Genomic DNA, 14,358 nt, shown 5'->3' on the forward strand with positions numbered 1-14,358 from the left:
GCGCATCGTGCGCCTCTCGAAGGCATTTGAACAGCGGTGGTGCAGGAGCCCCACCCGCCGCCGGTTTGGAGGACAATGCAGGCCTGATCACCCGCAGGAGCCACGCCCATGATGGAGCGTTACGACGTCGGACCGCGCATGTCCGAAATGACCGTGTACAACAAGGTTGCCTACCTCTCCGGCCAGATTCCGGAGGACACCAGCCAGGACATCACCGGACAGACCCGGCAGGTGCTGGCCGAGATCGACAAGCTGCTGGCACTGGTGGCCAGTGATCGCCAGCATGTGCTGCGCGCGGAAGTGTTCCTGGCCGACATGGCCGACTTCGACGGCATGAACAAGGCATGGGACGAATGGGTGGTCGAGGGTGCGACCCCGGCCCGTGCCACGGTCGAAGCCAAGCTGGCACACGCCGAGTGGAAGGTCGAGATCGTGGTGACGGCGGCCGTGCCGTAACGGCGGGCGGGTGTCAGCTCCCTTTCCTGCCGGAAGGGAGCTGGCACCGCTACCGTTCCCGCAGCACGATGCAGTCCACCGGACACGGTGGAATGCACAACTCGCAGCCCGTGCACAGGTCGGCGATCACGGTATGCATGTACTTCGCGCCGCCGACGATCGCGTCCACCGGGCAGGCCTGGATGCACTTGGTGCAGCCGATGCAGTCGGCCTCGACGATCACCGCAACCTGCGGCGCCTTGTGTTCGCCGCGCGTACGATCAAACGGCAGTGCCGGCACACCCAGTACCTGGGCCAGTGCACGCGCGCCCGCATCGCCGCCCGGCGGGCAGCGGTCCACGCCCGCCTCGCCGCGCGCCATCGCCTGCGCATAGGGGCGGCAACCGTCATAGCCGCATTGTCCGCATTGCGTCTGCGGCAACAGTCGGTCCAGGCGTTCGGTCAGCGGCGGAATCAGGCTCATGCGTGGCGAAGGCTGCGCGTATGGATCATTTCAGGGGTTTGCCACGGAACCAGCGTTCGTGGGCGAGGGCCAGCATCGGCCGGTCCTCTGCGCTGTCGCCATAAGCGTGGATGCGCGTGTAACGCGACAGATCGAAACGGCGGCGGATCTGCTCGACCTTGCGAGGACCGCAATCGCCGCCGTGGTAACGGCCGGTCAGGCGTCCGTCCCGGCTCTCAAGGCGGTTGCAGATCAGTTCAAGACCCAACGTTTCGCACCAGGGACGCAGGTACAGATCCAGCGAACCGGACACGACCACCACGGTGTGCTGCTGTTCCTTGTGCCAGCGGATCTGTTCCAGCATTTCCGGGCGCACCACCTCGGGCAGGAACTCGCGCGAGAAGCCGGTGGCCAGCGCTGCGATGTCGTCGGCGTGGCGCTCGCTGAAGGTGAGGCGGGTGACGCGGGCGCGGATGCGTTCGGCCGAGATCAGTTTCAGCCGGTACGCCGCCAGCCACGGACCCACCTTCCACCACGCCTGCGCAAGCTGCTCGGCGGTGGCCACGCGGCGCAGGAAGCGGCCATAGGTATCGCAGGTGGTGACGGTATGGTCGAAGTCGAACAGCGCCAGTTCCATTCCGATGCCTCCCGTGGTGCGTCCCGTCGTTGCCGTGACCGGCGGGAGCGGCCGTGGCCGCACCCGCGCAGTGCATCAGCGGACCGGCATGCCCGGCTGCGCGCCGCTGTCGGCGTCCAGCAGCGCCAGCGCGCCACCATCGAAACCTGCCGACAGGATCATGCCTTCACTCAGGCCGAAGCGCATCTTGCGCGGGGCCAGGTTGGCGATGAACACGACGCTGCGGCCGACCAGCGCTTCCGGCTCGCCGTAGCTGGCACGGATGCCGGAGAAGATCTGCCGTTTGCCCAGTTCGCCGGCATCCAGCTCGAAGCGCAGCAGCTTGTCCGAACCCTCCACGAACTCGCACACCAGCACCTTGCCGATGCGCAGGTCGAGCTTGGCGAAGTCGTCGATGCCGATGTAGGCCGGTGCCTCGGCGCTGGCCGTTGCGGCACTGGCCGGCACCGCAGCCGCCGGCTTGGCAGCGTCGGCCTTGGCGGCGGGGGCAGCGGCGGTCGGCTGCAGGGTGTCCTTGGAGGCGTCGATCATGGCGTCAATCTTCTTCGGGTCGATACGGGTGAACAGTGGGGTGTAGTCGGCGATTCGATGGGCCAGCAGCGGCTGCGCCAGGTCGGTCCAGTCGGCCACTGGCGCGGCCAGGAACGCCTCGGCCTGGGCGGCGGTGGAAGGCAGTACCGGCTTCAGTGCGGTGACCAGTACACGGAACAGGTTCAGGCCCTGGCTGCACACGGCCTGCAGCTGCGCGTCGGCGCCTTCCTGCTTGGCGATCACCCACGGCTTGACGTCGTCGATGTAGCGGTTGGCTTCGTCGGCCAGGGTCATGGTCAGGCGGATCGCCGCCGCCGGATCGTTGCGCTCGTAGGCTTCGCGGATCGGCGCCAGGCTGTCGATGAAGCGCTGGTACTGGGCGGCATCGGGCAGCTGCGCGGCGAGCAGGCCGTCGAAACGCTTGCTGATGAAGCCCGCGCAGCGGCTGGCCAGGTTGACGAACTTGCCGACCAGATCAGCGTTGACGCGGGCGACGAAGTCACCCAGGTTCAGGTCGAGGTCGTCGACGCCACCGCCGGACTTGGCCGCGTAGTAGTAGCGCAGCGCTTCCGGTTCCAGTCCTGCATCGAGGAAGGTGCGCGCCATCACGAAGGTGCCGCGCGACTTGCTCATCTTGGCGCCGTCAACGGTCAGATAGCCGTTGACGTGCAGGCGGGTCGGTGCGCGGTGGCCGGTGCCGTGCAGCACCGCCGGCCAGAACAGGCCATGGAAATTGACGATGTCCTTGCCGATGAAGTGGTGCAGCTCGGTGGCGGTGCCGGCGCGCAGGTGGGCCTGGAAATCCTCGCCGAGCGTGCCGCACAGGGTCTGGAAGCTGGACAGGTAGCCGATCGGCGCGTCCAGCCAGACGTAGAAGTACTTGCCCGGATGGCCCGGGATCTGGAAGCCGAAGTACGGCGCGTCACGCGAGATGTCCCACGCGCGCAGGCCGCCCTCCGCGTCCAGCCACTCCATCAGCTTGGCTTTCACCCCGGGCAGCGCGACGTCGCCGGCCAGCCATTCGCGCAGGAAGCCCTCGAAGCGGCCGACCTCGAAGAAGAAGTGCTCCGAATCCCGGATCTCGGGCGTAGCGCCGGAGATCACCGATTTCGGCTCCTTCAGATCGGTGGGGCTGTAGGTCGCGCCACAGACTTCGCAGTTGTCGCCGTACTGGTCGGCGCTGCCGCAGTTCGGGCAGATGCCCTTGATGTAGCGGTCCGGCAGGAACATGCCCTTGGCCGGGTCGTAGAACTGGGCCACCGAACGGCGGCTGATGTGGCCGGCCGCTTCCAGCTTCAGGTAGAACGCCTCGGTCAGCGCCTGGTTGGCTGCCGAATTGGTCGAATCGTAGTGGTCGAAGGCCACGCCGAATTCGGCGAAATCACGTTCATGGCTGGCCTGGATGCTGGCGATGAAGGCCTCCGGGGTTACCCCGGCCTTCTCGGCTGCGAGCATGATCGGCGTGCCATGGGTGTCATCGGCGCAGACGAACCAGGTCCTGCCGCCGCTCATTCGCCGTGCACGTACCCAGATGTCGGCCTGGATGTAGCCGACCAGATGGCCCAGATGCAGCGGGCCGTTGGCGTAGGGCAGGGCGGTGGTGACGAGCGCGGTACGGGTCATGGTCGCGGGGTGAAGCCGAGGGGAACCGCAGATTATCGCATGCCCGCAACGAGGTGACCCGGCCGGGGCCGGGTCACGGGAATGCACGGACGGGCCGGTGGCTTACTCGCGTACCCAGGTCTGCGCCCGGCAGATGAAGGCGATGCAGCCGGAGACGTCCAGCTTGTTGCCACCCGGCTGCAGTTCCATCTTCGACTTGTAGGTCTTGCCGTTGGCGGGGTCGAGGATGGTGCCGCCGGACCACTTGCTGGCGCCGTCGGCCTTCAGGTTCCAGAGGATGGTCATGCCCTTCACCGGTTTGTTCCTGTTGGCACCCTCACAGCCATCGCAGACCGGGTTCGGACCCTTGTCCGAGTGCAGGATGTCCACCACCTTGCCGGACAGCGTGCCGTTGGCGGCCTGGCTGATCTCGACGATGGACTTCACCTGGCCGGTCTTGTCGTCGATGGTCTTCCAGCGGCCGGCCGCGCCATCGGCGGCCTGCGCCGAGAGCGCCGCCAGGCACAGCGGCAGCGCCAGCAGCAGGGTCTTGAAGGTCTTGCGCATGGTCCCCTCCCAGGGTTCATTCCGGCACGGTGCCGGTACACGCCGACTGTATACCCATTCGGCGGGGTATGGGGAAGGGGGTGCCGGGTCGAGCAGGTGAGTGGGGCCAGATCCTTTCCCGATGGAAAAGGGATCTGACCCCGAGCCATCAGCCGACTTCGTAGAGTTCCAGCGGCAGGCCGTCCGGGTCGGCGAAGAAGGTGAAGCGGCGGCCGGTGTATTCGTCCACGCGGACCGGTTCGCAGTCCACGCCGCAGCTGGCCAGGCGCTGGATGAATGGCTCCAGCGCGGCCACGCGGAAGGCCAGGTGACGCAGGCCCTGTGCCTCCGGGCGGCTGGGCCGCGGCGGTGGTGACGGGAACGAGAACAGTTCCAGCTGGCCGCCATCGGGCAGTGCCAGGTCCAGCTTCCACGAATCGCGCGCGGCACGGTGGTTCTCGGCCAGTACGCGCAGGCCGAGGATGCGCACGTAGAAATCCTTCGAGCGCGCATAGTCGCTGCAGATCAGCGCGGCATGATGGATGCCCAGCAGGGCGGTCGGATCGTCGGTCATTGCAGGATGTCCAGCCAGCGCTGGGCGATCTTCAGCGCCAGCGGATAGGGTTCGGGGTCGTTGCGGTTGCTCAGCACGATCACTGTCAGATGCCGGTCCGGATAGCGCAGGATGACATTGCGGAAGCCGATGCTTTCGCCGCTGTGCCACTGCATGGGGCCGTTGAGGCGCCAGCCGAAGCCGTAATGCGGTACGTCCGGTTCGGTGGTTGCGGTGGCCGGGCTGAACATCGCCCGCCGTGATGCGGCTGACAGCAGGCGGTCGTCGTACAGTGCGGCATCCCAGCGGGCGAGGTCGTCCAGCGAGGAATAGATGCCGCCATCACCCAGCACGGCACTGGTGGTGCTCTGGTCGGTGCGCTGCCAGCGACCGTCGAGCCAGCTGTAGCCGTAGGCCCGCGCAGTGACCGTATCGACGCCGTCCTGGTGGGCGACGGTGTGGCTCATGTGCAGCGGGCCGAAGATCCGCTGCTGCAGGAAGGTGGCGAAATCCTGGCCCGACGCGCGCCCGACGATCAGCGCCAGCAGCGCATATCCGCTGTTGCTGTAGCGGTACGCAGTGCCCGGTGTGAAATCCAGCCGGTCCTCGCGTGCGAGCAGCGCCAGCACGTCCGCATCGTGCACCTGGCGGCTGTCGGCGGGGTCCATCAGGCCCTCATAGTCGGGCAGACCGCTGGTATGCGACAGCAGGTGACGGAGGGTGACGGAGGACGCCGCGGTGGGAAGTTCCGGCAGCCAGCGTCGCACTGGCTGGTCCAGGCCCAGGCGGCCCTCTTCCACCAGCAGCAGCACGGCGGCGGCGGTGAACTGCTTGCTCACCGAGGCCAGCCGGAAATTGCTGGCCGCGGTCACCGCAGTGCCATCTTCCACCACCGCCAGGCCGTACCCGCGGCGGAACACCGCCTGCCCGTCGTGCAGCACCAGTACCGCTGCTCCCGGCACCTGGCCATCGTAGGCCTGCATCAGGCCATCGATGCCCGCATCCGGCGGCATCACCGCCGGTGCGGCAGGCGCGGCCTGCGGCAGCAGGGCCAGTACGGCAGCGAACACGACGGTGGCGGGACGCATGAGGGCTCCGTGGCGATCAGGGGGTGGGCGCGGACCCCGGCGGTTGTGACAGCCATCGTTCCATCTTCCGCTCCAGCACGTCCAGCGGCATCGAGCCATCCTTCAGCAGTTCGGCATGGAAACGGCGCAGGTCGAATGCCGCACCCTGGCGTGCCTTGGCCTTGTCGCGCAGTGCCAGCAGGGTCGTCAGGCCGGCCACGTTGGACAGCGCCTGCGCGGGCTGGGCCATGATCCGCTCCACTTCGGCATTGGCATCATCGCTGCTCATGTCCACGGTCTTCTGCAGGTAGGCGACGGCCTGCTGCTTGCTCCAGCCCTGGGCATGCACGCCGGTGTCGGCGACCACGCGCGCTGCGCGCAGCAGGCGCGAGGAGAGATAGCCGATGCGGTCGTAGGGATCGGTGTAGACGCCCAGCGTTTCCCCCAGCGTTTCCGAGTACAGGCCCCAGCCTTCGATGAAGGCCAGGTCGCCGCCGGCACGCCGGAAGCGCGGCTGCTTGGCCAGCTCCTGCTGCAGGCCCAGCTGCACGTGGTGGCCGGGAATGCCTTCATGCAGGTACTGCACCGGCACGTTCCAGCGCTTGCGGCTGGGCAGGTCGCGGGTGTTCACATACAGCACCCCGGCCTCGCCGGGCTGTGTCGGCTGGTAGGAGGCCGCGGCCGCGGTGAGCGCACGCTCGGGCTCCACTGCACGGATGTCCAGGGCAGCCTTCGGCAGCGTGTCGAGCACCTGCGGCAGGCGCGTGGCGACCTGCTGCTGCACCTGGCGGTAGCGGCCGAGCAGCGCGTTGGCGTCGCCATACTGGAACTGGCGATCACTGCGCATGCTGCGCAGAAGCTTGGTCGGCGTGCCGCGCAGCTTCGCATCCTTCATCACTGCGGCGATCTGCGCCTGCAGCTCCTGCACGCGCTGTTCGCCGAGCGCATGCCATTGCGCGGGTGTCTGTTCGCTGGCCGTGGTCTGCACGATCAGGTTGGCGTACCACGCCTGGCCATTGGGCAGGGCGCCCAGACCGCTGCTGGTCCGCGTGGCCGGCAGGTACTCGGTGGCGATGAAGCCGCGCAGGGCGCGGTAGGACGGCATGATGCGCAGTTCGATCATGCGCTTGTACTCGGCACTGATGCGCGCCTTGTCCTCGGCGGAAATCGACTCCGGCATGGTCCGGATCGGCGACCAGAAGATGCTTTCCTCGGCGGTCGGCTTGATCACCGCATCCAGCTGCGGCAGCACTTTTTCCATCAGGTCGCGCGGCTGCACCACACCGGCCTTCATGCCCTGGCGCATGTTGTCGATGGCCTGGTCGAACAGCGCCGGAATGCCCAGCGAGCGGCGCGACCAGGTGTCGTAGTCCTGCACGGTATTGAACGGCTGCGCACCCGCGCCGGCACCGAGAATGGCCATGATGCTGCCGACGTTGTAGTACTGGCTGATCGGCATCATCCAGCTGGGATACGGCTCGGCGGCCAAGGTCGCGCGCGCGTCGCGCACGAAGATCTCGTAGCTCAGCAGGTCCTGGCCCTGCAGGCCGTCGCTGCCGATCTTCTCGACCTTGCCCAGCCACTCCACGGTGAAGTCATGCGACTGCTGGCGCCACGCCGCGGACAGGATGTTCGGCAGCTGGTCGTTGTAGCGGGTTTCGCCCTGGAAGGTCGCCTGCAGCGGGTTCAACCGCATCGACGCATCCCAGTATTCGTCATAGAGGCGCTCCAGCTGGACCGTTTTGGGCACAGTGCGGGCGGCGGCGACCGGGCGCGCGGGGGAGCGGGTGGCGCTGCGTGCCGGTGCGGTGGCGCGCGTGCTGGGCCGCGCGTTGGGCTTGGCCGCCGGACGGCTCTGCGTCGCAGCGGGCCGGCTGGCCTTCTTCTTCGCAGCTTCGGCCGACGGAACGGCGCTGAACAGGAACAACGCGGCAATGGCGGCGGCCAGGGCGCGGGTGGAATACGGCATCAGGAGCTTCCGTGGAACACAGACCGTGGAGCTTGCACGATCCGGCCGCGTACGGCCAGCGCGGGGGCGCAGTCAGCTGGCGCCCGCTGGGCCTTCAGTCAGCCGCGGCCGCAGCGCGAAGCGCGGCCGCGCGCTCGACACCCAGGTATCGGGTGATCGCACGGCGCATCAGGTACAGCAGGGGAATCAGGGCGATCGCAAAGCCCATCTTGTAGACGTAGTTGACGCTGCTCACCGCAAGGAACAGCGATGTCGGCCACTGCTGCGGGCCGAGCACGAAAGCGATCCAGATCACCACGAAGCTGTCCACCAGCTGCGAGACCGCGGTGGAACCGGTAGCGCGCAACCAGACGTGGCGCTCGCCGGTGGCCTGCCGGATCCTGTGGAACACGGCCACGTCGATCAGCTGGCCGAGCAGGAAGGCCACCAGCGAACCAGCAATGGTCCACATACCCTGGCCGAACACCGCGGCGAACGCGGCCTGGTAGTCGGGCACGCCATGGGCGTTCATCGAGGTGACCCACCAGCTGGCCGGCGCCAGCGAGATCGCCGCGAAAGCGAACAGGAAGCCGTAGGCGATCAGCACCACCGCCAACCACGAGATGAAACGCACCCCGCGCTTGCCGAAGAACTCGTTGATGGTGTCGGTCATGATGAACACCACCGGCCACAGCAGTGTGCCGGCGGTGAAGCTCAACGATCCGGTCTGGCCGAACAGATTCCAGTTCAGCGGGTCGATGCCGAGCGTGTCTTCCAGCGCGAAGATCTTCACTCCGATCAGCTCGGCCAGCACGGCATTGCCGCAGAAGAACGCGGCCAGCACGATGAACAGCAGGACCGCGCGGTCCTGCAGCGGGCGCTCGACCGGCGTCGTGCTCATTCGGTGCGTTCGCCCGCGCGGGTGAACGGCACGCTGGCTGGCGCCACAGCACCACCGGAAATGATGAAGCTCATCGCCTGGTCCACGGTCCAGTCGGTGGGTGTGAGCAGTTCCACCGGCACGATTTCAAGATAGCCGGAGGTCGGGTTCGGCGTGGTCGGCACGTACACCGCTGCCAGTTCGCGGTCGGTACCGTGTTCCTTGATCACCCGCGTGACCAGGCCGACCGACTTCATGTCGCGGTGCGGGAAGTCGATCAGCACGACGCGCTGCGTGCTGCCGGGTTCGGTCTGCAGCATGTCCAGCAGCTTCTTGGCGCTGTCGTAGATGATGCTGGCCAGCGGGATCCGCTTGATCACCGCGCCGATCCAGCGCAGCAGGCGCTGGCCGAGCACGCGGCGGCTGGCCACGCCCACGGCCAGGATCACCAGCAGCGTCGCCAGCAGCGCGATGGTGTTCTGGATCCACTCCGCGCGCACCCAGCCCAGGTAATGCGGGAAGCTGGTCGCGATCTGCTCCGACAGGGGCACCACCAGCGGGCTGGAGATGCCCGACAGCAGCACGAACACGAATTTGACCACGACCCAGGTGAGCCAGATCGGCAGCAGGGTCAGCAGGCCGGTCAGGAACAGGCGCTGCAGGGAGGGGCGGGGGACCAGGGAGGGGGCTTCGAGCGACATGGGCGCATTGTAGCGGCCAGCGCTTGCCGATGATGCGGGGGAATGCGGCCGGGATCAGCGTGCGTGCGGCTTCAGCCGCAGGTAGACCTGCTTGCGTACCTGGGCGACCACCTCGCCGCTTTCATCGACCACATCGTTGCTGAACCAGCGCAGCACTTTGCCGCCGCCGGCAGCGTCGGCGCGCAGTTCGTCCAGCAGCGCATCGTCGATGCGGAACGACGTGCGTACGGTGCCGCGCCCAGGCTTGAGGAAGTCGATCGCGCCGGCGCGGTCCCACACGTAGTAGTCGCGGCCGAGAATATGCAGCAGGCCCAGCATCCAGAACGGGTCGGTCATCGCAAACAGGCTGCCACCGAAGTGGGTGCCCACGTAGTTGCGGTTCCAGGGGCGCTGGCGCAGCTCGACGTCGATCTGCCGGTAGTCCGGGCTGACCCGGGTGACGTGGATGCCGGTGAACAGGAAGGGCGGCCACAGGTTGATGCCGAAACGGAACAGGCGGGCGTTCATGTGCATCGCGAGGGCGGAGGGGCGGGCCCCAAGTCTAACCATTCGCATGCGTATGTTGTAGCTGTGCGCGGCGCGGCGCGTGTCACCCTGCGGCGTCGATCACGTAGCCGTCGCGACCATTGGCCTTGGCCTGGTACAGCGCCGCGTCGGCACCTTCCACGAAATGGTGGGGTTGCAGCTCGCCATTGGGGATGCGGGTATAGACGCCGATGGTCAGGGTGATGCCGCCGCCATGGCCTTCACCCGGTGCGGGCAGGGCGCGGATGCTCTGGATGAGGCCTTCGATCACCTGCCGCGCGCCCTCGGCCGGCGTATCCGGCAGCACCAGCGCGAACTCATCGCCGCCGTAGCGTGCCGCTTTGTCGCGCGGGCGGCGCGCGTGCGCGGCGATCTGCTGCGCCACTTCGCGCAGTACGCGATCGCCGACCTGGTGACCGTGACGGTCGTTGTGGTGCTTGAAGTGATCGACGTCGATCAGCGCGAGCGTGAGCGGCTTGCCGCTGCGCCGTGCGGCATCGCATTCCTGCTGCAGCGACTGTTCGAAACGCAGCCGGTTGCCCAGGCCGGTCAGCGCATCACGGTTGGCCAGCCGGTGCCAGGCCGCGATCCGCCATATCGCCCAGGCCAGCAGCACCAGCACGATGCCCAGCATCGCGCTGGCCGGTGCCCACCACAGGTTGCCGGCGCGCAGCAGCGCCCAGCTCAGCAGCGGGGCCAGCGGCAGCGAACAGAGCGCCGTCAGCCAGGGCAGGCGCAGGCCGAGGAGGATCACGCACAGCGCCACCAGCAGGCCACCGATGGCGTCCTGGCAGAGCCGTGGCAGGACGTGGATCTGCCTGCCCTGCAGCAGCATCGAGGCGATGTTGGCCTGGTACTCGCTGCCGCTCATCCAGTACTCGCGCGTGGTCGGCGTGAGCAGGCGCGGGGCGATGCCGCTGGCGGTCATGCCGACCACGATGCGGCGCCCATGCAGCATCGCCATGTCCACGTGGCCCTCGAGCACGTCGGCATAGGACACCTGCGGCAATCGTTCCGGCGGGCCGGCGTAGCGCACCCGCACGTAATCGTCGCGGCGCCACTGATAAGGGGAATCGACCTCCGGCTCGGGATCCGGCAGGCCGTCGATCGCGCTGGCGGGCAGTCCGGCCAGGGCCAGGCCCAGCGCAGGCCAATGCGGCTGGCCGATGCCGGCGCGCAGGTACACCCCACGGGCGACGCCATCGCCATCCACTTCGACATCGCTGTGGCCGATCGCCGCAGCGCTGGCCGCGATCAGTGGAATGGGCAGCAGTTCCTCGGCCATGCGGTCGCCGGCTGCCGGCGCCGCCAGTACGGGCAGTACGACGTGGCCATTGCGCCGGATCGCGGCGGCCAGGATTTCGTCCTGGCGGCTGTCGCGGCGGTCGGGTTCTGACAGCATCAGGTCCAGTGCGATGCGTTCGGCGCCGGCGTCGGTAAGGCGATCAAGCAGGCGCGCATGGACCGAGCGCGGCCATGGCCATTGGCCGATGCGCTGCAGGCTGCCTTCGTCGATGGCGATGATCAGCACGCTGGGGTCGGGTCGATAGTCCCAGCCGCCGACCATCGCGTCGTAGGCCGCTTCATCCTGGCGCCACAGCCACTGGCCATGGCTGGCCACGGCGGTCAGCACACCGGCCAGCACGGCCAGTGCGATCCGTCGGGACCATGGAAGCGGCGAACGCCTCATAACAACAGCCAGAGCAGCAGCGCACCGCCGCCGCCGGCGCCGTAGCACAGGCGGCAGGGCAGCTTGACCTGCTGCGCGGGCGAGAAATCGCCTGCGTGCCCGTCGTCGTCGATGTACTGCACGCGCACGTGCAGGGTGCCGCTCCATGGCCGCTTGAAGCTGACCTGGGGCTGCTCGACGGTTTCATCGAGCATCGGGCTGGCGAAGTCGCCACGACGATCCACCTGCACGCGGTAGCGCTGGCCTTCGCTGCCGGCCTGCCAGCGCAGGGTCAGTTGGCCATGCGCCGCCTCGGGCGGCTGCAGGGCAGGGTCCACCGGTTCGTTGGTCAGCTGCAGTGGCAGCGCTTGTCCATAGCGCCCCTGGTGGCCGTTGTCATCGCGCGAGGCAACGCGCCAGTAGTACTGGCCCGGCGGCAGGGGCTGCGCCAGGCGCAGGTCGGTACCGGTGCTGGCCTGCTCCTGCAGCGGCTGCATGAAGGTCGGTTCTGCGGCGACCTGCAGCACGCTGCTGCTCGCGCCCGGGGCCTGCGTCCAGCGGAACCGGGGGCGATCGCTGTTGACGGTCTGGCCGTGCAGCGGAGAGACGGTCAACGGCGGCGGCGGTTGGTCGCTGAGTTCGAAGTCGGCACTGGCGTCCAGGCCCTCCACGCCCTGTGCGTCGACCGCACGCAGCAGCACACGCAGCTCGCCGGGCGGCAGATCGCCGATCGCCAGTCGCGTGTCGGCGGTGGTGGCGGCGAACAGCAGGATTTCCGGGGTGGCCGCCTGCACCACCTCCACCCGGTAGTGGTCGGCCCCGGCGACCGGGTCCCAGGCCAGCAGGCTCGGCAGCGGTGCCAGTTTCAGCTCATCCTGACGCAGCGTCGGCGCCGGCAGCAGCGCGGCCACGGCGGCGGGCGCCTTGTCGGCGCTGGCGTTGCGGCTGGCCTGACCCGGACGGACAAGGCGCTGGCCGTGGGTGTTGGCGACCTGCACCCGTCCTTCCAGCACTTCGGTGGCACCGATCCGGCCGGCCTCGCCATCGCCGGCGCTGACGCGGAAGACCGTGCCGCGCACGCTGCTGGTCGCCGTCGGTGCATCGATGATGTAGCGCGATGCCGGGCCACGTGCCGGGGTGACCCGGTTGCTGGCGCGGCCCTGCTGCAGGCGCAGGCGGGTATCGACCATGCCGGTGCGGCCGTAGCGGCTGAGCTGGTCCAGGCGCAGGCGCGAATACTCGCGCAGCTGCAACCGCGAGGCATCGGCGAATTCGAGGGTGATGCTGGAGTCGCCTTCGGTTTCCACGGTGTCGCCGATGCGCAGCTGCTCTCCGGCCCGCACCGCGCGGGTGGCGCTGCCATCGCCGCCCACCAGCCCGACCTTCCCGCGCACGGACAGGACCCGTGCCGGCGCAGGCTCGGTGCGCAGCCAGCTGATCGGGAAGCGCAGCAGCTGGCCCGGCGGCAGCTGGTAGGGATTGGCGATGCGGTTGTGCTGCTGCAGCTGCTGCCAGGGCACGGAAGGCTTCAGGTACAGGCCACCCAGGTCCCAGAGGGTGTCACCGGGACGGACCCGGTAGTTCCAGTCCTGTGCGGCGGCGATGGCCGGCAGCAGCAGGAGGGCACACAGCAGGACACGTTGGAGGCGCGTAATGAAAGGCGAAGTGCGGACGAAGGTCACAGTTTGCAGTCCCGGCAATGCGGAGGCGCAGCAGCAAGACCCAATGGCCCCGACCCTCATCCCCCCGAATGGATCGCGGCGGCCGAACGGCCGCCATCGATCACATTATCGCCCGCGTTCAGTGCAGGGATTCTGAACGGGACAGGCTTCCGTTCAGAACAGCAGCGAGGCCATCTTCCTGCGGTACTGCCCGACCAGGTCCTCGTCGGAGATCACATTGAAGGCGTCGATCAGGGTCCTGCGCGGCAATCCGTCCTCGAAACCGCGGTCGATCCGCAGCATTTCCAGGAACTGGGCCAGGGCCGCCTCGTCCTGGCCCTCCAGCAGCAGCTGCACGCCCCGCAGATGGCGCGCCTTGAGGTCGCTGCCATCGGCGGCGATGCGTGATTCGAGCACCTCGGCGGCCGGGGCGTCCTTGAGTGCGGACGCGAAGGCCAGGCGTGCACGGGCGCGCACGGCGCGGTCGTCGGTGGCCAGGTTGGCCGGCAGGCGGTCGATCAGCGTACCGGCTTCATCCACGCCGCCGATCTGCAGCAGGGCCAGGGCCAGGTCGAGCTTCAGCTCGTCCTTGTCCGGTTCGGCGGCGATCTGCGCGCGCAGCACGTCCACCTGTGCCTGTGGGTCCAGCGGTGCTTCCTCCTCGCTGACCGTATCGCCGACATCAGCGGGGACGATGCCGTGCTGGGCCAGGAACTCGCGCAGCTGGCCCTCCGGGATGGCGCCGGGGAAGCCGTCCACCAACTGCCCGTCCTTGACCAGGAACACGGTCGGCACCGAGCGGATCTGGAAGGCGGCAGCGATCTGCTGTTCCTTGTCGACATCGACCTTGGCCAGCTCAAAGGCGCCGTTGTACTCGCCGGCCAGCTTTTCCAGCATCGGTCCCAGGGTCTTGCACGGACCGCACCAGGTGGCCCAGAAATCGACCAGCACCGGCGTCTGCAGCGACTTCTGCAGGACTTCGGCCTCGAAGGTCGCAGTGGTGGCGTCGAATACGTAGGTCGTCTCGGTCATGGAGGAGGCATCGCTTGGCATCTGGAGAGGGATTCTATGGTGGCGGAACCTGTCCGTCTCAACCCGGGCCGCTGCAAATGGCCGACAATGCGGACTTCCTGTTGCCGC

Annotated in this window: 14 protein-coding genes; 1 reads left to right on the plus strand and 13 read right to left on the minus strand. The window is 68.0% G+C overall.

Annotated features, from left to right (window positions below; translation table 11 throughout):
• Positions 1-108 precede the first annotated feature (108 nt).
• Positions 109-456, plus strand: coding sequence for a RidA family protein (locus ACVOJ1_RS00260; RefSeq protein ID WP_049426796.1), 348 nt, complete (start codon positions 109-111; stop codon positions 454-456).
• A 49-nt stretch (positions 457-505) separates the two neighbouring features.
• Here ACVOJ1_RS00260 and rnfB read toward each other — a convergent pair whose 3' ends face one another.
• The 13 genes from rnfB to trxA form a co-directional block, all read right to left on the minus strand.
• Complete coding sequence (rnfB, locus tag ACVOJ1_RS00265; protein ID WP_080375344.1) at positions 506-919, minus strand: Rnf electron transport complex subunit RnfB; 414 nt, start codon at positions 917-919, stop codon at positions 506-508.
• A gap of 25 nt (positions 920-944) precedes the next feature.
• Positions 945-1,535: an HAD family hydrolase gene (locus tag ACVOJ1_RS00270; protein ID WP_065174860.1), complete on the minus strand. Its 591-nt coding sequence runs from the start codon at positions 1,533-1,535 to the stop codon at positions 945-947.
• A gap of 75 nt (positions 1,536-1,610) precedes the next feature.
• On the minus strand, positions 1,611-3,689 hold the full coding sequence (metG, locus tag ACVOJ1_RS00275; protein WP_065174861.1) for a methionine--tRNA ligase: 2,079 nt from the start codon (positions 3,687-3,689) through the stop codon (positions 1,611-1,613).
• Between the two features lie 102 nt (positions 3,690-3,791).
• Positions 3,792-4,235: a DUF2147 domain-containing protein gene (locus ACVOJ1_RS00280; RefSeq protein ID WP_053519945.1), complete on the minus strand. Its 444-nt coding sequence runs from the start codon at positions 4,233-4,235 to the stop codon at positions 3,792-3,794.
• A gap of 148 nt (positions 4,236-4,383) precedes the next feature.
• Positions 4,384-4,788 (minus strand): SMU1112c/YaeR family gloxylase I-like metalloprotein, encoded by a 405-nt coding sequence (gloA2, locus tag ACVOJ1_RS00285; RefSeq protein WP_053519946.1) that lies wholly within the window; start codon positions 4,786-4,788, stop codon positions 4,384-4,386.
• Positions 4,785-5,855 (minus strand): serine hydrolase domain-containing protein, encoded by a 1,071-nt coding sequence (locus ACVOJ1_RS00290; RefSeq protein WP_065174862.1) that lies wholly within the window; start codon positions 5,853-5,855, stop codon positions 4,785-4,787. The genes gloA2 and ACVOJ1_RS00290 overlap by 4 nt, the downstream gene beginning before the upstream one ends.
• A gap of 16 nt (positions 5,856-5,871) precedes the next feature.
• The gene (locus ACVOJ1_RS00295; RefSeq protein WP_346479879.1) at positions 5,872-7,803 is read right to left on the minus strand and encodes a DUF885 domain-containing protein; all 1,932 of its coding nucleotides are present in this window, start codon (positions 7,801-7,803) and stop codon (positions 5,872-5,874) included.
• Positions 7,804-7,897: 94 nt separating this feature from the next.
• A complete protein-coding gene (locus ACVOJ1_RS00300; protein WP_053520127.1) occupies positions 7,898-8,683 on the minus strand; it encodes a queuosine precursor transporter in 786 nt (261 codons plus the stop codon).
• Positions 8,680-9,363: a DUF502 domain-containing protein gene (locus ACVOJ1_RS00305; protein WP_053520126.1), complete on the minus strand. Its 684-nt coding sequence runs from the start codon at positions 9,361-9,363 to the stop codon at positions 8,680-8,682. The genes ACVOJ1_RS00300 and ACVOJ1_RS00305 overlap by 4 nt, the downstream gene beginning before the upstream one ends.
• A gap of 54 nt (positions 9,364-9,417) precedes the next feature.
• Complete coding sequence (locus tag ACVOJ1_RS00310; protein WP_065174907.1) at positions 9,418-9,870, minus strand: DUF4442 domain-containing protein; 453 nt, start codon at positions 9,868-9,870, stop codon at positions 9,418-9,420.
• 82 nt (positions 9,871-9,952) lie between these two features.
• Positions 9,953-11,578, minus strand: coding sequence for a CHASE2 domain-containing protein (locus ACVOJ1_RS00315; RefSeq protein WP_193396083.1), 1,626 nt, complete (start codon positions 11,576-11,578; stop codon positions 9,953-9,955).
• Positions 11,575-13,239, minus strand: coding sequence for a FecR family protein (locus ACVOJ1_RS00320; protein ID WP_253118664.1), 1,665 nt, complete (start codon positions 13,237-13,239; stop codon positions 11,575-11,577). The genes ACVOJ1_RS00315 and ACVOJ1_RS00320 overlap by 4 nt, the downstream gene beginning before the upstream one ends.
• A 153-nt stretch (positions 13,240-13,392) precedes the next feature.
• The gene (trxA, locus tag ACVOJ1_RS00325; RefSeq protein WP_053520124.1) at positions 13,393-14,250 is read right to left on the minus strand and encodes a thioredoxin; all 858 of its coding nucleotides are present in this window, start codon (positions 14,248-14,250) and stop codon (positions 13,393-13,395) included.
• Positions 14,251-14,358 lie beyond the last annotated feature (108 nt).

Source organism: Stenotrophomonas sp. STEN225 (genome assembly GCF_056756445.1).